Raw genomic sequence first — 17,242 nt, forward strand, 5'->3', positions numbered from 1 at the left:
CGTAAGTGAGTTACCACTTGATACAGAAATCAAATGTACCGAAGCGGTGGATAATCACGTAGAGATTCGCAAACTTGGCGAATTTATGGATTTTTGTGAAAAATACCTCAAGGTCGATAATGGTATGCTTGTAGATATGACTTTCTTGCCTCGTATTAAAGAAGGTGAAATCAGAATCCTTATGCTCTATAAAGACCCTATTTATGTGGTGCATAAAAAACCAGCAGAAGGTGCTGATGCTTTCTCTGCAACGCTCTTTAGTGGTGCAAAATATCGCTATGATAAGCCTGAACAATGGAGTGAGCTTGTAAGCTATTTTCTTGCAAATTTGCCAGAGATTAAAACTAAACTTGGCAACTATGATTTACCTTTGATTTGGACAGCGGATTTTATCCTTGATACTGATGCAAATGGCAAAGACAAATATGTTTTGGGTGAAATTAACTGCTCTTGCGTGGGCTTTACTTCTCCTGCAGAATTCCTCGATAAAACTGCGCGCCGCGTAGCAAATACAATTATCAATATTGTAGAAGACGCGAAGTCTTAATCCTCTTGCTAGATTCTATTGCTTTTTGTAGAATCTAGCATTCTCTTTTGTTTATTAAAGTGTATAAAGCATTCATAAAAGTGCATTTCTTTCCAAGATAAGAGAATCTAAAGAAAAAGCAATCAAAAACACATTATAATCATTAAGAATTTCAGGTAAGGAGCGTGTGTGGTTGTTTCTGTCCCTGCTACAAGTGCAAATCTTGGACCGGGCTTTGATACTTTGGGTTTAGCATTGAAGCTACATAATGTTTTTAGTATCACCCCCTCGCGCCTAAGCGGGATTCATATTTCAGGTGAGGGCGAGGAGTACCCAAAGCTACGCGTTGATAATATATTTGTGCGGATTTTTAATGAGATATTAAAGCGCAATGATTATCCCCCAACGCATTTTAAATTTAGCTTTACCAATTCCATACCTATATCGCGTGGGCTTGGCTCAAGCTCGGCAGTCATTATTGGTGCGATTGTGAGCGCATATCATATAATGCAAAAGCCCATTGATAAGCCTGAAATTCTCCAACTCGCTCTTGCTTATGAAAATCACCCCGATAATATCACCCCCGCACTCTATGGAGGATTTAATATCGCTATGCTTTCTTGTGATGAAAAAAAAGAGCAAACACATAAGGTAGTGAGTTTCCAAGCCCCCTTGCCTATGGATATTAAAGCGGTGGTAGTGATACCAAATATAGCCATTTCTACAAAAATGTCTCGTAAAGAATTACCTAAAAAATACACAACTAAAAATGCTGTTTTTAATCTCTCGCGTTCTTGTATGCTAAGTGCGGCTTTTATTACGCATAAATGGGAGCTTTTAAGAGAATCAAGCAAGGATAGATTCCACCAAAAGGTGCGTATGAAAAACTGCCCTGCTCTCTTTAGTGTGCAAAAAATTGCCTTACAAAAAGGTGCGCTCCTCTCTACTCTCTCCGGCTCTGGCTCATCATTTTTAAATATTTGCTATCGCGATGATAGCGCGGCACTTGCGCAAGTTTTGCGTGAGCAGTTCCCAAAATTTCGTGTGCTTGAGCTTGAATTTGATAATTCAGGTGCAACCCTGATAGAATCATAGAATCTTTAGGTATAATAGCGTGAAACAACCCAAGCAAACGCGTATGTGTGTGAGATGTCGTAAAAGATTTCAGCAAAAGGAGCTTCTAAGACTGCAGAGTAATGGTTATTCCCTATGTGCATTTAGCGGGAGAGGGCGGAGTTTTTATGTGTGTGAGGAATGCCTAGCGCAGCCCAAAACATTTCAAATTATCATTAAAATGAATAAACTTAAAGTCAGCGAAGAGCTGATTGCAACGATAAAGGAGATATGGAATCTATGGCAGAAAAAATAAGGCTAACACAAGTTGGTGCGGAGTTTGGGCAAAGCGCAGGGTTTGCCTTTGAAAAAGCCAAAGAAATAGGCTTAAAGGTAAAAACCGCTTCAAGCTCGATTACAATAGAAGAGGCTGGTTGGCTAGTTGAATACATCACTACCGGCATCAATCCTATCGCTGCACAAGAGCCCAAAGATGAGACTAAAAAGCCCAAAAAAAGCAGCACAAAAACAGATTCTAAGACAAGTAAAAAAACAGAATCTAAAACAAGCAAAGAAAAAGCTCCCAAAAAAGAAAGCCCCAAGAAAGAAAAACAAACTCAAAAAGCAAGTGAAAAAAAATCTACAAAACAGACACAAGAAATCACAGAATCTCCCACAAGCAAAGAATCACAAGCTCCTTTAGTAACACCTCCTGAAGCTAAAGGTTTGCGCATTGTGCGCAAAAATAGGGTGCAAGAACCAAAGGCAGAATCTAAAAAAGAGGAAGTAAAAAAACCTACATTAAGCTATAAAGAGCTGCTTGCTGATAGTGCCAATGAGGAGCAAAAAAAGCAGAAAAAAGACAAGCCTAAGCCCAAAGTTGCCCATAAGCATACTGATCAAAAAATGCACATTCTTGATGATAGGGATATTGCTTCTGGTTATGATGATGAGCAAGATGAGATTATGCTTTTTGATTTGAATGAGACACAAGTGCGTGATGAGGAAGAAGAAAATCAAATTCGCCAAGCTATCACAGAGCGTGTGCATATTCATCGTAAGAATCCGTGGATGAATGAGGGGAGCATAAAGCGTGGAGGTAAGCGGCGCAAACCTGTGAAAATTGCAAAAAATGTCGATAAAATCAAAGGTCCTATTTCAATCCCTGAAGAAATACGCGTGTATGAATTTGCCGAGATGACAAAGCTAGAGCTTAAAGATGTGATTAAGGTACTCTTTAATCTTGGCGTTATGGCGACAAAAAATGATTTTTTAGATAGAGATGCCATTGAGATTTTAAGTGAGGAGTTTGAGCTTGAAATCTCAATCCAAGATGTGCAAGCCCACGATAGTATCGAATCCCCGCTTGGGTATGATGTGCAAGAAGTTGAGCGTCCGCCTGTGGTTACAATTATGGGGCATGTCGATCACGGCAAAACCTCTTTGCTTGATTATATCCGCAATTCGCGCGTAGCAAGTGGTGAAGCTGGAGGCATTACTCAACATATTGGCGCATATATGGTGGAAAAAAATGGCAAAAAAATTAGTTTTATTGATACACCCGGACACGAGGCTTTCACACAAATGCGCTCTCGTGGGGCACAGGTAACTGATATTGCTATTATTGTGATTGCCGCAGATGATGGCGTAAAACAACAAACCATTGAAGCACTCAATCACGCAAAGGCTGCTAATGTGCAGATTATCATTGCTATGAACAAAATGGATAAGGAAAATGCCAATCCCGACAAGCTTAAAGCCGAGTGTGCTGAACTTGGATTTACGCCAAATGATTGGGGCGGGGAATATGAGTTTATCCCCATTTCTGCAAAAACCGGCGAGGGTGTAGAACATCTGCTTGAGACAATCCTTATTCAAGCTGAAGTATTAGAGCTTAAAGCCCCACAACTTGGGCAGGCAAAAGCGATTGTGCTTGAAGCGAGTTTAGAAAAAGGGCGAGGACCGGTGGCAACTATCATCGTGCAAAATGGTGTTTTAAGACTTGGAGATTCTATTGTAGCAGATACAGCTTTTGGGCGTGTGAGGGCATTGATTGATGATAGAGGAGAGAATATTACAGAGCTTTATCCCTCTGGCGTAGCTGTTGTTACAGGGCTTTCTCTTGTGCCACAAGCTGGAACAACGCTTCTAAGCGTAGAAAATGATGGTATAGCAAGAGAATATGCGCAAAAAAGGGCTTTGTATTTGCGTCAAAAAGAGCTAAGTAAAAGCACAAAGGTTACTTTTGATGAACTAGGAGAAATGGTTGCACAGGGGAATCTCAAAACCCTCCCATTGATTATTAAGGCAGATACGCAAGGTAGTCTTGAGGCTATTAAGGCAAATGTAGAGAATCTTAGTAACGATGAGGTGCGCGTGAATGTGATTGGTTTTGGTGTAGGGGGTATTAGCGAGGGAGATATCAGCCTATGTGCTACAAGCGATAATAGCGTGATTTTAGGCTTTAATGTCCGTCCCACAGGTAGCGTGAAAGCAAAGGCAAAAGAGCTTGGCGTGAATATTAAAACTTATTCGGTGATTTATGATCTTTTTGATGATATTAAGGCATTGCTTGGTGGGCTAATGTCGCCTATTATTGAGGAAGAAAATACAGGACAAGCCCAAGTGCGTGAAACCTTTAATATTCCCAAAGTTGGCACGATTGCAGGTTGTATGGTGGTTGAAGGAAATATTCAAAGAGGCATCAAAGTGCGCCTTATTCGTGATGGTGTAGTGGTGCATACAGGGGCGATTGCTTCGCTTAAGAGATTCAAAGATGATGTCAAAGAAGTCTCCAAGGGTTATGAATGTGGGATTATGCTTGAAAATTATAATGATATAAAAGTTGGTGATGTGTTTGAAACTTATAAAGAAGTGCCAAAAACAAAGACTTTGTAAGGAAAGTGTGAATGCACAATGCAGATTCTACAAAGCCTAAAAGGGATTTTGAAGTGGATTTGGAGTTTGTTGATTGTGCTGTTTCATTTAACATCAAAGCACAATCGCTTACTTTGATTGAATGCGGATAAGTTTTTGAATGAAAATTTTTATTAGCCCTTGTAGCTCTTGCTGTACCATTGTTGTTAGGATTTTTACAAGGAGCGATTGTTGTTGTGCTACAAGGTATTTTGGAGCATTATAAACTTGAAACGATAAGCTATGTTACGCCTTTAGGTATAGGAATTTTATATTTAATATACCTATGATTTTTTCTTAAAAAAATCTTTCATACAAGACATGTGATTTTGGCGAGCTTATGTTCTATTGCTGCTTCTCTAGGATTTGCAATTTTTAGTTTTCTCAATATCGATTATTTTTATTTTTAATCCTTATTCATCTTATGGTTTTAATTCACCTGATTGCTGCCCTTAGCAAAATTGTAAAATAAAAAGTATTTATTGGTTTTGTTTAGCTTTTTTAAGCAATTTTAGAGTTTAGTTTCTTAAAAAGCTTTTGCTCTTCACATAGAGTTTTATTCTATCGCAGCTATTTTATGTGCTATGGGACGTTTTTTAATTGAGTATCAAAAACTTATAGCGCAAATCCTCTACTTCGTGTTTGAGACGCTTGTTTTCATCAAGGAGTATATCATATTGGGTTTGCAAATTGATTATATCTTTGCTCAAATAGTAAATGGTATTGGCAAGATAGACTTTTGGCACGCATAAAAGTAGCACCAAAAGCACCAAAATAAAGGCATTTCTTAGCTCCTTAAACCCTAAGCCTTGCTCTTTGCTTTTTTTAGTGGATTCTATAAGCTCATCTTTCTCCCACTCATTCACACGCGATTGGGGCAAGATGAGATTTTTGAGGGGATATTTTTCACTCATTTCCTGTTCCTAATGCAAAAATACGTAGTTTCGCACTACGCGAACGTTTATTTTGGGAAATTTCTTGGCTTTTTGGAGTAATAGGCTTCTTGGTAAGAATCTCCCCTAAAGCATTATTATTTCCACATTCACATTTATAATTTTCCTGCGGACAAATACAGGATTTACTCCATTGCTTAAAGTATTGTTTGATGATTCTATCCTCCAAAGAATGAAAGGCAATAATGCCTATTTTGCAATTTTTGAGTATTTTTGCACGATAGGCTTGCTCTATGCTTGAAAGCAAAGTGCGGAGTTCATTAAGCTCATCATTGACTTCAATGCGTAAGGCTTGAAATGCCAAAGTCGCTGGGTGAATCCCGCCTGTGCGAGGAAAATGCCCCTCAATAAGTGCGCTAAGCTCTGCGCAACTCTCAAAAGGTTTTCTCTCTCTTGATTCTACAATAATATGTGTCAATTTTTTGCTTTGTTTGAATTCACCATAGATTCTAAATATTTCTTCTAGGCGTGTGGGCGGATAGGAATTGAGCACCTTTTGTGCGCTAAACTCTGCGCGCGTATCCATACGCATATCAAGATTTTTGGAGCTAAAGTTAAAGCCTCGAAGCTTATCATCAAGCTGCATAGAACTTACGCCAAGATCTGCAATAATCCCTCTGCTTTGCTTTAAAATCCTTTTGTCTAAGTGTTCAAGGGCAGCAGAAAAAGCGCAGTGGTGAAAATGTATGCGTGAAGCATAAGGTTGCAAACGCTCTTTTGCTAAAGTAATAGCGGAATTGTCCCTATCAAAAGCATATACTTGTGTGAGAGGGGAAGATTCTAAAAAGGCTAGAGTATGCCCACCAAAGCCAAGTGTGCAATCAATAAGCACTCCACCCTGCCATTGCAAACCCTCAAGCAGCTCATCTTTTAAGACCGAAAAATGTTTGAGCATTTTTAGGGCTTAAAATAATCAAATTTTAGATGATCATCAAGAATAATAGGGTGCTCGGTATAAACAGAATATTTTACAATAAGAAACAATATAAAATAAATTTGCTTACTCTTTTCGTCAAATTCCATTTTTAGAGGTAAATCCACTTTTACAAAATAAGGTATTGTATTTGCCCACGATATAAAATCCTCTATACTTTGGGTATCTGGAGCATAACCAATAATCTCATAACGCGTATCAATAATATCTTGCTCCTTGTTGTCAGAGAGTTTTTTAATCTCTACTGCATTAAATCGAGTTTGGAGCAATTCAAGCAATTTTGCCTCATCGCTTTGATGATGAAGACTTGCAAGCAGTCTGTGATTTTGAATCGAAAATGTTTTAAGTTGAGCTTCTATGTCAAGATAATCTTTATTGGCTTGATTAAAAGCAATCCGTGTTTTTCTATTTTCTAGGGTTTGTTTTTTGTATTCTGTGATTTGGGGAACGAGAAAATTCGCAATACAAAACGCACAAATAGCAGCAAAAACTAAAAACCACACAAAGTTTTTAATTGCATAATCTATACGAAAGTCATTATCCATCTTCGGGCTCCTTCTCCTTTTCTTCTATTTTAAGAGGTTTAATTGCGGGATTTGCTTTGCTCACAGATACAAAATTAAACCACCCACTCATCAAAGGAAAAAACTCCACTCTTGTTTGGCTAAATATAGCACGTAATGGGGCTTCAAGGAGGAATTTATAAACCTCTTTTGAAGGTGTTAAGCCATTCATTGCAAGCATATTGTAATCAAGCTCTATGCTTTTGGCGACAATTTGATCGGGTATGAGTTTAAGGAGGTTTGATAAACCCTCTTTAAGTAGCTGATTTTGTAATTGTACTTCTTTGCCAAGATTGGCTTCATAATCAAGTCGTTCGATATAATCTTTTACCACAATCGCCTTAAGTTTTATGTGTTGAATATCTTTTTCAGCCTTAGCTCGTTCAGCAATTTTAGCTACTCTTTGTTTTTCAACCACCTCTGCAAAGCCAATGATACACACAACTGCCAATATGCTATATATAAGCCAAATTTTTGTGTAACGTTTGAAGATGTTTTTTGGTTTTGGTTGTATAAAGCTATAAGTCATCATATTGTCCTCATTTGAGTTCGGCTTTTGCAAGATTGATGAGAGCATCAGGAATATTGAGTGTGCGCACTTCTAAATCAATCATCAGTGCATTGCGGATATGCTCTATGGCCTGATCTGTCATACCATAGCTATCAAGTATCACAACAGATTCTATAAAATGCGCATCATAGATAGGATTGCTATAAAATTCATTGATAGAATTTTTGAGAATCTCCACCGCATTTGATGCACGAGCCAAGTCCTTTAACCCCTCTAAGCGTGATATTTCAGCCTGTTCCCTCTCTTGTGAATCCATTTCATCTGGAGCAAATTCCTTGCGCACAAGATCTTCATCTAAATCCTCTAGCACACCAATTTCTTTAAGTTCATCAATAGAGCCAAGTATAGAATCTAAATCGCTTAGTTCTTTAAGCGAATGCACCTCTTTTGTGGAATCTTTGTCGCTATCGCCTTGTTCAAGCTCATTGCCCATCATAAAAAATCCACCAAAATACACCCCCTTCTTATCTGCCACAAAAAGAGTCATACTTGCGCGCTCTTGCAATACATAGAGTTTAATACTTAAGCCAAGCCTAGTTTTAATGTTTTCATATATGATAATAAAAGGCGAAAAAAGATAATCAAGTCCTAGAGCGCGAATAAATTTCACACGATTTTCATCTATGGCAAGATTTTGGATATAAAAAAACCATTGATTTGGCATTTCTACAATATGCGAGACTTTGGGATTAATGCCAAATTTGACAAGATCGCCCCTTTTAGCACAATTTGCTAAGCCTTGGTTGTAGGTTTTACTCATTGCACTAAGGTAGGTAAAAGGGTGTTTGCGCTTATAGTCTTTAATAAGCTTTGCTGCCTCTATGGGCAGTTCTTTATCTATGATTTTAAAATCTTTTGTGATAGTATTTTTTACGCGCCCACCTTTTATTGCTACAATTTTGAGTGAGCATACTTTCGCGTCAAGATTTACGCCAATGTGAATAGTAGAAAAAAATGGACGAAGCAAAAACTTTAGCAACTCTTTTAGCCCTCACTCTTAGGATTTTGCGATATTGTAAATACTTTCATAAAGTATATTTGATAATCTATAAGCATTTAGAGTTCCTTTTCTAAATGAGTGCGCACTAAGGCTTTGGCTTCGTCAATTTGCATATCTTTATCAATCACAAACCCATCAAGCATATAATAATCAATGCGTGAAAATGGCTTAGGAATGCGGAATTTATCCCAGCTTTTAAACTCCCAATATCGGCTATACACCACGCGTATAGGGACAATCTGCTTACCTGTTTTTTGGCTCATCGCTATTATGCCATCGCTAATAGAATGATAAGGTCCTTTTGGTCCATCAGGTGAAAGGGCGACATCATAGCCTTCTCTAAGGAGTTTAAAAGATTCTATCAAAGCCTTTATACCACCCTTAGATGTTGAGCCACGCAAACTTCTTAAACCAAATTTAGCACATACATCAACCATAAGCGTAGCATCAAAGTGTTGAGATTGCACGATATAAAAGCCTTTATCGCGCTCTTTGCTCACTTGCTTTCGAAAATATTTATAGAGGAAAGGGAGCATGAGCAGTTCGCCGTGCCAAAATGCACCGATAAAGTTATGCTCTTTTGTGTATTCATTGATGTGGAATGTATTTTTCGTAAATGCGTATAAAAGGCGCAAAAATGCATATATGAGTGGAGGGAGAATCACCCCTAAAATGCGCCGTTTTGTCTCTCTGCTTAACATTTCCACCCTTATTAATTTGCAATCCTTGCATTTTTTGCATTAAGCTCTAGGGCTTCTTTGAGGCTAAGCTCTCGTATAAATTCACCCATAAGCGCACCACCCTCATTATGCGTGATTTTTACTTGTGCGATTGTGCCAATAGGAATAGCTCTGCCTAGAATCTTAATCAGTTTATTGTGGCTACTGCGCCCCTCGCTTAAGCATATATTTTCATCATTGTAGCAATTTTCAACCAGCACTTCATAAGTTGAGCCGATTTCACTTGTGGCTTTTTGGCGCAACATATTCTTGTGCAAATCCTGTAATCGCGCAAGGCGCTCCTTTGCCACTTCTTCTTTTATAAGCATATTTTTATCATAATGATAAGCACTTGTATGGGGACGAGGCGAATACACAAAGCTATAAAGCGTATCAAATCCCACAATTTCAAGCACATCAAGCGTATCTTTAAAATCTTCCTCGGATTCTGTGGGGAATCCTACAATAATATCTGTGCTAATGCCTACATTTGGCACGAGAGATTTGAGCTTAGCAATTCTCTCTATATACCATTGCTTGGTATAGCCGCGCTTCATCATTTTTAAAATCCTGCTTGAGCCACTTTGCAGGGGGATATGTATGCCTTTAGCAATATGCGCATTTGCAGCAAACTCCTCCAAAAACTCATCGTCCATATGAAGCGGATGAGGAGAGGTAAAACGGATTCTATATAAGCCCTCAATACGACTTAATGTGCGCAAAAGTCTTGTAAAGTTTGTTGGTGGGTGGGGTTGTGAAAAACCAATGCCATAGTGATTCACATTTTGCCCTAAAAGTAGTAATTCCTTTGCGCCATTTTGCACAAGCTTTTGTGCTTCTTGCATCAGTAAATCTGTGGGGATTGAAATCTCCTTGCCACGCGTGAAAGGCACAATGCAATAGCTACATTTTTTATTACAGCCTATGGAGATATTAATCATCGCCTTAATGCCTGTGTGAGCGGAGTTTGCAAAGATATAAGTGCTATCATCATAGTCAATATCTACCTCCACAGCTTTGGGGCGGGAGAGAATTTGTGTGATTTTAGAGACATTTCTTGCCCCAAGCACAAAATCCACGCTTGGCGCTTTTTTGATAATCTCTTCTCCTAAATGACTTGCCGTGCAACCACATACACCAATTTTTGCCCCTTCTTTTTTTTCTTTGGCAAATGCACCAATTTCAGAAAAAAGCTTTTTTTCGGGTTTTTCACGCACAGAGCAGGTGTTAATAAGGATTAAATCCGCCTCTTTTGAGTTATCAGTTAGAGTATAGTTGAGTTTTTCTTTGAGTTCAGCAATCATATGCGCGGAGTCGCGCTCATTCATCGCACAGCCTAATGTTTGTATAAAAAGTTTCATAGAATCTTAAAATGTAAAGCACATTTAAATGATATGAAGTTCATAAATATAACTTCCCTCATCAAGAGCATAACGCACCTCGTGCAAATGTGTGCTATGTCCGGCTTTTTGGAAAAACGCACAAGCTTTTTGCATATCTTTATGTGAATTTTCTTTATCAAAGTAAAAAATATTAATGCCTTGTGTGCATTTTTTTAAAATTTCCTCACAAGTGATTTTATTAGCAGTTTTGTTTTTGCTATTAAGTGTGCTTTTAGCAAGTTTAAGCTCCATAATGAACTCCTTATTAATTTAATAGAATCGCCCATTATAGCTAAAAATAGGCATATTTGTAAAACTTTAAGCAAAATTTTATTATAATAGCCCCTCTTCTATTGAGCCTTATAGCTATTAAGGGCTTACTTCGCAAAGAAATCCACAAAGATGTTAGGAGATGTTGTTTTGGAGAAGATTTTAGATATTATCGATTTAATTGCCTATGACAAAGGCTTAGAACATCAAGTTGTGCTTGGGATAGTCAAAGAGGGTTTAATCAAAATCGCCAAAGAGGAGATTAATCCATATTATGATTATTTTGTTGAAGAAGATAGTAAAGAACGCACTTTGAGGCTTTTTCATCGTATGAAAGTGTGTGCTGATGATGAGATTTTAGATGATGAGCAAAGAGCAAGGCATATCCCCATTTCTACTGCAAAGGAATTAGGCGATGTGCATATTAATGATTGGGTGGATTATGAGTTGCAGCTTGAAGCAATGAGTAGAGGGGCGATTAATAAGCTTTTTTTGAATCTTGAATATAATTTGCAACGTTCCATCGAGAATCAGATTCTGCAAAATTTTCGTGCAATGGTGGGAAAGATTGTGAGCGGGCAAGTCGTGGGTATAGATAAAGAGGGTAATACTTTTATCGAAATTGAAAGCATTCGTGCGATTTTGCCACAGAAAAACCGCATTAAGGGGGAGAAATTTAAAATAGGCGATGTTGTGAAAGCCATTTTAAAATTTGTAGGCATTAATCGCAATGGCTTGCAGGTGGAGCTTTCTCGCACCACGCCAAAATTTTTAGAAGAGCTTTTAGCAATGGAAGTGCCAGAGATTAAAGATAATGAAGTGATGATTCATAAAAGCGCAAGAATCCCCGGTGAGCGCGCAAAAGTCGCGGTGTATTCTCAAAGTGCGAGAATCGATCCTATTGGTTGCTGCGTGGGGGTAAAAGGGGTGCGTATTAATGCAGTAAGCAAAGAATTAGCTAATGAAAATATTGATTGCGTGGAGTATCATAGCACTTTAGAGATTTTTGTCGCTAAAGCTCTTACCCCCGCGCAAGTGGTGAGTGTGCGGATTGAAGAAGTGCAGGAAAAGACAGAGGAAGAATCTAAAGAGGGTGATGAGGCAAAAAGTAGCAAAGCCACAAAGCGCAAGAGAGCGATTGTGCAGATTAAAAGTGATCAAAAAAGCAAGGCTATTGGCAAAAATGGCGTAAATATTCGCCTTGCGAGTATGCTCTGTGAATGCGATATTGAATTGCAAGAAATAGGAGAGACAAAGACTTTAGAAAAAGAGAATGCGGGAGCAGAAAAAGCAGGCATTGACGCGCTAAGCTCCCTCTTTAAGGCTTAGATTCTATAATCTTTAATGAGATAAATAATCTGCATCACATCAAGGCGCGTAAGTATAAAGTAGAGACAGAATCTTAATGAGTATATCAAGGGGCTTTGCTCTTATTGTGTTACTCATATTTGCTAGCCCTCTTGCTCCTCTGTAAAAGAATAAAATAAAAATGAGATTCTATACATAAATTTTTGCAAAATTTTTAGTTTTTTTAAATTAGGGAGTCGCACCAAGTAGGCTTATAATAATACAAATCAATGTGCAAAATGTCTTAGGAAGGTTACGTGTGCTTTTTATAAATGAATGTGTAATAAAGTAATATATTTTTTATTTTCTTAATTTTTTATGTATATAAATTACACATATAAGCTTTTTTTTTTTTTTGAAGGTCGCTTGTATATCAAATTTAAGTTATACTATATGTATGAAGTTAAAGGAAGCGTAAGGGTAATGGAAGTCATTGATTTTGCAGAGTTTTTTAAGCGCTTTGGCGTTAAATTCGAAGCGATACGAACGAGGCTAAATATTTTAGTTGTTGGTAAAGCGGGTGTTGGCAAAAGCACTTTGATTGATGTTGTATTTGGCAAAAGAATCGTGAATCCTAAAGCAGGAAAGCTCGTTACTAATGAAATAGAGAGCTTAACAGATGAAAATGAACTCTATGTATATGAAACTACAAAAATAGATTTTAATCAACAACAAACAGATGAGATTGAAAAATTTATAAAAAAGAGGCAAGGTTGTGGAGAAGAAGAGCGACAGCTTCACATTGCTTGGCTATGTATTGAAGAAACAAATAGAGAAATCACTAATGCAGAAAAAAGAATCTATGAATGTTTGAAAAAATATGGAGTGCCAACTTTGGTTGTTATTACAAAGGCTATACAGGATAAAGATGAGAATGATGAGAGATTCTCTGATAAGACTAAAGGAGAGCTTGGGGGGAGTGAAGTAATAAGAGTAAGAGCTCTTGAATCAAAAGATGAAGAGGGAGAGATAAGAAAAGTAAGATGGATAAATGATTTTGTCAAAAAATCTCACGAAATATTAGCACCAGAGAAAAAAGAAAATTTTGGGCTTAAGCAAGAGTTTGATTTGGAATTAAAAAGAGTTATCTTAAAGAGAATCGATGGTCGATTTGAAAAAGAATTTTTAGGAATGCACGGACAAAAGCCACAAGAAGCCCCCAATCAAGTGAAAAGTCAAACTCTAAATCACAGCCAAATAAGACCCCAAAGCCCGGTTGGGATTCGGAATCAAAACCTCAATCATAGTCAAATAAGACCTCAAAGCCAAAACTTAAACCACATAATAAGACCTCAAAACCCAAAACCAAAAGTTTAAACTTTAACGCAATAGCCATATTTTTAGTTTTGTTTTTATTTCGCATTGAGTCTAAAATCGCCACACTCTACCATTTGAATATCTAAATAAAGAATATTTCTCATTTTAAGCAATTCTAATAAATCTTATTTTATAATTTCATTGCTTTTATCCATTAATATATTGTGGCTATTTTGGGAAAATAGCGCAGTAAGATAAGAATAAGAATTGCAAATATAAGGACATATAATGAGTTTCACCCATCTGCATTTACATACTGAATATTCCCTACTTGATGGAGCAAATAAGATTAAATTCCTTGCCAAGCGCATTAAAGAGCTTGGTATGGAATCTGTGGCAATCACTGATCACGGCAATATGTTTGGCGCACTTGATTTTTATGTGAGTATGAAAGAAGAAGGGCTTAATCCCATTATTGGCATAGAAGCCTATATCCATAATGGCGATATACTCAATGATAAGGGCATTAAACAGCGTTTTCACCTCTGCCTTTTTGCCAAGAATGAGATAGGCTATAAGAATCTTATGTATCTCTCCTCACAATCTTTTATTAATGGATTCTACTACTATCCGCGTATTAATAAAGCATTGCTTAGGGAGCATAGCGAGGGGCTTGTTTGTTCCTCGGCGTGCTTACAAGGCGAAGTGAATTGGCAGCTTAATATCAATAATGAACGCAATGTACGCTTTGGGGCAAAGGGCTATGAAATTGCCAAAGAGGTAGTGCTTGAATATAAAGACATTTTTGGCGAGGATTTTTACCTTGAGCTTATGCGGCATGGCATTAATGACCAGCTTTTTATTGATGAGCAGATTCTAAAGCTTGGGAGGGAGTGTGATGTAAAGGTTATTGCCACAAATGATACGCATTATTCCTTGCAAGAAGACGCGGGCGTGCAAGAAGTGGCGATGTGTATTGCGATGGGCAAAACGCTTAATGATAAAGATAGATTGAAGCATTCTGTGAAAGAATTTTATATCAAATCCCCACAAGAGATGCAAAAGTTATTTTGTGATGTTCCTGATGTGCTAGAAAATACGCAAGAGATTGCGCGAAAATGTCGCCTTGAGCTTAATCTCAAAAATATAGAGATTAAAAACAAGCATACAGGCGAGATTATCCTTAAAAATACTCCTGCCACTCCACCTACTTTTAAGCATACGCAAACTTATGCAGAGAAAGAAAATCTCCCACAGATTCTTAACTGCCCCTTAGAATCAATTACTGATGAAGTCTATTTTGCCTTTAAATGTCGTCAAGGGCTAGAAGAGCGTCTTAAATATGTCCCAGAGTCGTCTCATACTGCCTATAAAGAGCGATTAGAGCGTGAGATAGCAGTGATTAATACAATGAAATTTCCCGGTTATATGCTGATTGTGTGGGATTTTGTGAATTTTGCAAAGCAAAATCATATCCCCGTGGGTCCAGGACGCGGCTCGGCAGCGGGAAGTCTTGTCGCCTATGCACTTAAAATCACAAATATTGACCCTATTAAGCATAACTTACTTTTTGAGCGCTTTTTGAATCCAGAGCGCGTGAGTATGCCAGATATTGATATGGACTTCTGTCAAAGGCGCAGAGGCGAGATGATAGAGTATGTGGCAAGAACTTATGGCAAATATAATATTGCGCAGGTAATTACTTTTGGCTCACTCCTTGCAAAAGGCGTGATACGTGATGCGGCGCGTGTGCTGAATATGTCCTATAATGAAGCTGATAAATTTGCAAAACTTATCCCTAATGAGCTTGGTATCACGCTTATGGCAAAAAAAGATAAAAATGGAAACTTAAAGCCCGGAGCTTGGGAAAAAGAGCCTAAGATTCAAGAATTTTTAAAAGATAATACTTTGGCACAAACAGTGTGGGATTATGCGGTGCTTTTAGAGGGGCTAAAGCGTAATGCAGGCATACACGCTGCAGCGATTGTGATAGATACCAAAGAGGAATTATGGCACAAAGTGCCTCTTTATAGCAATGAAAAACTCAATGGCGTAGCCACGCAGTATTCAATGAATTGGCTTGAGCCAGTGGATTTAATCAAATTTGACTTTTTGGGGCTAAAAACACTCACTGTGATTGATGATGCCCTCAAGCTCATTAAAAAGCGATATGGAAAAGAGATTGACTTTAGCACAATGGAAATGGACGATGCCAAAGTCTATGAGAGTATCCAAAGTGGCAATACCTTAGGGCTATTCCAAATTGAATCTGAAGGTATGCAAGATGTGGCAAGAAGGCTTAAGCCAAGCAATTTTGAAGATGTATATGCGATGATTTCTTTGTATCGTCCCGGACCTATGGATTTGATTAATGATTTTATCGCACGCAAACACGGATTAGTTAAAATTGAATACCTTATTCCTGCGCTTGAGCCTATTTTGAAGGCTACTTATGGAGTAATTGTTTATCAAGAGCAGGTAATGCAGATAGTGCAAAGCATCGGGGGATTTTCACTCGGTGGGGCGGATTTGGTGCGACGCGCTATGGGAAAAAAGAAGCTTGATGAGATGCTGCGTCTTAAAAAAGAATTTGCTGATGGCGCACAAAAACAAGGCTACAATCGCGATAAAGCAGAGGAGCTATGGGAGCTTATTGTGAAATTTGCCGGATATGGATTCAATAAATCTCACGCGGCAGCTTATGGAATGATTACCTACCAAACAGCCTATTTAAAGACTTATTATGAGCATGAGTTTATGGCGGCAATGCTTACAAGTGAGACGAGCAAAATAGAATCTGTGGCAAAATACATCTATGAGGTAAAAAACTTACATATTGATATTGTCCCCCCGCATGTGAATATTTCTGAAAATGATTTTGGCGTGAGCGAGTTTGATGGCGTAAAAAAAATCGTTTTTGGGCTAAGTGCCATTAAGGGCTTAGGCGATGCGCCTATTGAAAATATCATACAAGAGCGTGAGAGAAAAGGTGCGTTTAAGAATCTAGAGGATTTTATCGCAAGAGTAGATTTTTCTAAACTTTCTAAGCGCTCCCTTGAGCCGCTTATTAAATCTGGGGGGCTTGATAATTTGGGCTATTCACGCAAGAGTATGCTTGAAAATATCGATATGCTTTGTGAAAAAGGGCGTGATAAAAATAAAGTGATTGAGATGATGAGCAACTCGCTTTTTAGTGACGATGATGTGGAATTTAATGTGTATCTACCTATAAAAAATAGCGATGAGTATGATATGCACGATTTGCTTCATCATGAATACGAATGCGTGGGGATTTATCTCTCTGGGAATCCGCTTGATAAATTTAGGGAGCAGATTAAAAAGATTAAGGGGGTAGTCAAAAGCGCAGACTTGCAGGATATGCAAATTGGCATTAGTTGTATGCTTGTTGGCAATGTGCTAAAGATTAAACGTAAAATAAGCAAGAAAGGCAAACCTTTTGGGACAATTGAGTTTTTTGATTATGGTGGCAAAATAGAAATTATGGTGTTTGAAAAGCAGCTTGAAGTACTTGAGGGGCTGAATCTCCAAGAGCCAATTGCACTAAAATGCAAGGTTGAAGAGAGAGATGATAAGCCAAGCTTTAATATTATGAAGATTCTCACATTAAAAGACGCTGCTAAAGAAAAAACTGATCGGGAGAATTGTGAATTTGAGTGGAAAAAACAAGAGAGCATAGATGAGGAGATAAGACAGGAACTTGAGCCTTTTTCAAGCATTCTACCTGATGATA

At 38.0% G+C, this 17,242-nt stretch carries 15 protein-coding genes; 7 read left to right on the forward strand and 8 right to left on the reverse strand.

Features of this window, described 5'->3' with window-relative positions; translation table 11 throughout:
- The 4 genes from J1E28_RS05545 to infB all read left to right on the forward strand — a co-directional run.
- A partial coding sequence (locus J1E28_RS05545; protein WP_291027587.1) for a Cj0069 family protein occupies window positions 1–547 on the forward strand: 547 nt, incomplete at its 5' end.
- A 168-nt stretch (window positions 548–715) separates the two neighbouring features.
- Window positions 716–1,621 (forward strand): homoserine kinase, encoded by a 906-nt coding sequence (gene thrB / locus J1E28_RS05550; protein WP_291027589.1) that lies wholly within the window; start codon window positions 716–718, stop codon window positions 1,619–1,621.
- Between the two features lie 19 nt (window positions 1,622–1,640).
- A complete protein-coding gene (locus J1E28_RS05555; protein WP_291027591.1) occupies window positions 1,641–1,895 on the forward strand; it encodes a DUF448 domain-containing protein in 255 nt (84 codons plus the stop codon).
- The gene (gene infB / locus J1E28_RS05560; RefSeq protein WP_291027593.1) at window positions 1,880–4,477 is read left to right on the forward strand and encodes a translation initiation factor IF-2; all 2,598 of its coding nucleotides are present in this window, start codon (window positions 1,880–1,882) and stop codon (window positions 4,475–4,477) included. Before J1E28_RS05555 ends, infB begins: the two co-directional genes overlap by 16 nt.
- A gap of 614 nt (window positions 4,478–5,091) precedes the next feature.
- Here the strand turns inward: infB and J1E28_RS05565 are convergent.
- From J1E28_RS05565 to J1E28_RS05600, 8 genes are all read right to left on the reverse strand, one after another.
- On the reverse strand, window positions 5,092–5,409 hold the full coding sequence (locus tag J1E28_RS05565) for a hypothetical protein (RefSeq protein WP_291027595.1): 318 nt from the start codon (window positions 5,407–5,409) through the stop codon (window positions 5,092–5,094).
- The gene (rsmH, locus tag J1E28_RS05570) at window positions 5,402–6,343 is read right to left on the reverse strand and encodes a 16S rRNA (cytosine(1402)-N(4))-methyltransferase RsmH (protein WP_291027597.1); all 942 of its coding nucleotides are present in this window, start codon (window positions 6,341–6,343) and stop codon (window positions 5,402–5,404) included. The genes J1E28_RS05565 and rsmH overlap by 8 nt, the downstream gene beginning before the upstream one ends.
- A 2-nt stretch (window positions 6,344–6,345) precedes the next feature.
- Window positions 6,346–6,927, reverse strand: coding sequence for a hypothetical protein (locus J1E28_RS05575; protein WP_291027599.1), 582 nt, complete (start codon window positions 6,925–6,927; stop codon window positions 6,346–6,348).
- On the reverse strand, window positions 6,920–7,477 hold the full coding sequence (locus tag J1E28_RS05580; RefSeq protein WP_291027601.1) for a hypothetical protein: 558 nt from the start codon (window positions 7,475–7,477) through the stop codon (window positions 6,920–6,922). Before J1E28_RS05580 ends, J1E28_RS05575 begins: the two co-directional genes overlap by 8 nt.
- Before the next feature lie 7 nt (window positions 7,478–7,484).
- On the reverse strand, window positions 7,485–8,495 hold the full coding sequence (locus tag J1E28_RS05585; protein WP_291027603.1) for a hypothetical protein: 1,011 nt from the start codon (window positions 8,493–8,495) through the stop codon (window positions 7,485–7,487).
- Between the two features lie 77 nt (window positions 8,496–8,572).
- On the reverse strand, window positions 8,573–9,217 hold the full coding sequence (locus J1E28_RS05590) for a lysophospholipid acyltransferase family protein (protein WP_291027605.1): 645 nt from the start codon (window positions 9,215–9,217) through the stop codon (window positions 8,573–8,575).
- Window positions 9,218–9,228: 11 nt separating this feature from the next.
- On the reverse strand, window positions 9,229–10,596 hold the full coding sequence (miaB, locus tag J1E28_RS05595) for a tRNA (N6-isopentenyl adenosine(37)-C2)-methylthiotransferase MiaB (RefSeq protein ID WP_291027607.1): 1,368 nt from the start codon (window positions 10,594–10,596) through the stop codon (window positions 9,229–9,231).
- Between the two features lie 24 nt (window positions 10,597–10,620).
- On the reverse strand, window positions 10,621–10,869 hold the full coding sequence (locus J1E28_RS05600; RefSeq protein WP_291027609.1) for an HP0268 family nuclease: 249 nt from the start codon (window positions 10,867–10,869) through the stop codon (window positions 10,621–10,623).
- A 168-nt stretch (window positions 10,870–11,037) separates the two neighbouring features.
- Here J1E28_RS05600 and nusA point away from each other — a divergent pair, with 168 nt between their 5' ends.
- From nusA to dnaE, 3 genes are all read left to right on the forward strand, one after another.
- Complete coding sequence (nusA, locus tag J1E28_RS05605) at window positions 11,038–12,216, forward strand: transcription termination factor NusA (RefSeq protein WP_291027615.1); 1,179 nt, start codon at window positions 11,038–11,040, stop codon at window positions 12,214–12,216.
- 411 nt (window positions 12,217–12,627) lie between these two features.
- Window positions 12,628–13,551: a GTPase domain-containing protein gene (locus tag J1E28_RS05610; RefSeq protein WP_291027611.1), complete on the forward strand. Its 924-nt coding sequence runs from the start codon at window positions 12,628–12,630 to the stop codon at window positions 13,549–13,551.
- A 228-nt stretch (window positions 13,552–13,779) separates the two neighbouring features.
- The coding region (dnaE, locus tag J1E28_RS05615) for a DNA polymerase III subunit alpha (RefSeq protein WP_291027613.1) at window positions 13,780–17,242 on the forward strand (3,463 nt) is incomplete at its 3' end.

It is taken from the genome of Helicobacter sp. (assembly GCF_022511165.1).
In the GTDB taxonomy this organism is placed as follows: Bacteria; Campylobacterota; Campylobacteria; order Campylobacterales; family Helicobacteraceae; genus Helicobacter_C.

Coding starts and splice junctions, on each gene's coding strand:
- infB (WP_291027593.1), top strand. CDS start 1,880: ATGGCAGAAAAAATAAGGCTAACACAAGTTGGTGCGGAGTTTGGGCAA.
- J1E28_RS05565 (WP_291027595.1), bottom strand. CDS start 5,409: ATGAGTGAAAAATATCCCCTCAAAAATCTCATCTTGCCCCAATCGCGT.
- rsmH (WP_291027597.1), bottom strand. CDS start 6,343: ATGCTCAAACATTTTTCGGTCTTAAAAGATGAGCTGCTTGAGGGTTTG.
- J1E28_RS05575 (WP_291027599.1), bottom strand. CDS start 6,927: ATGGATAATGACTTTCGTATAGATTATGCAATTAAAAACTTTGTGTGG.
- J1E28_RS05580 (WP_291027601.1), bottom strand. CDS start 7,477: ATGATGACTTATAGCTTTATACAACCAAAACCAAAAAACATCTTCAAA.
- J1E28_RS05590 (WP_291027605.1), bottom strand. CDS start 9,217: ATGTTAAGCAGAGAGACAAAACGGCGCATTTTAGGGGTGATTCTCCCT.
- miaB (WP_291027607.1), bottom strand. CDS start 10,596: ATGAAACTTTTTATACAAACATTAGGCTGTGCGATGAATGAGCGCGAC.
- J1E28_RS05600 (WP_291027609.1), bottom strand. CDS start 10,869: ATGGAGCTTAAACTTGCTAAAAGCACACTTAATAGCAAAAACAAAACT.
- J1E28_RS05610 (WP_291027611.1), top strand. CDS start 12,628: ATGTATGAAGTTAAAGGAAGCGTAAGGGTAATGGAAGTCATTGATTTT.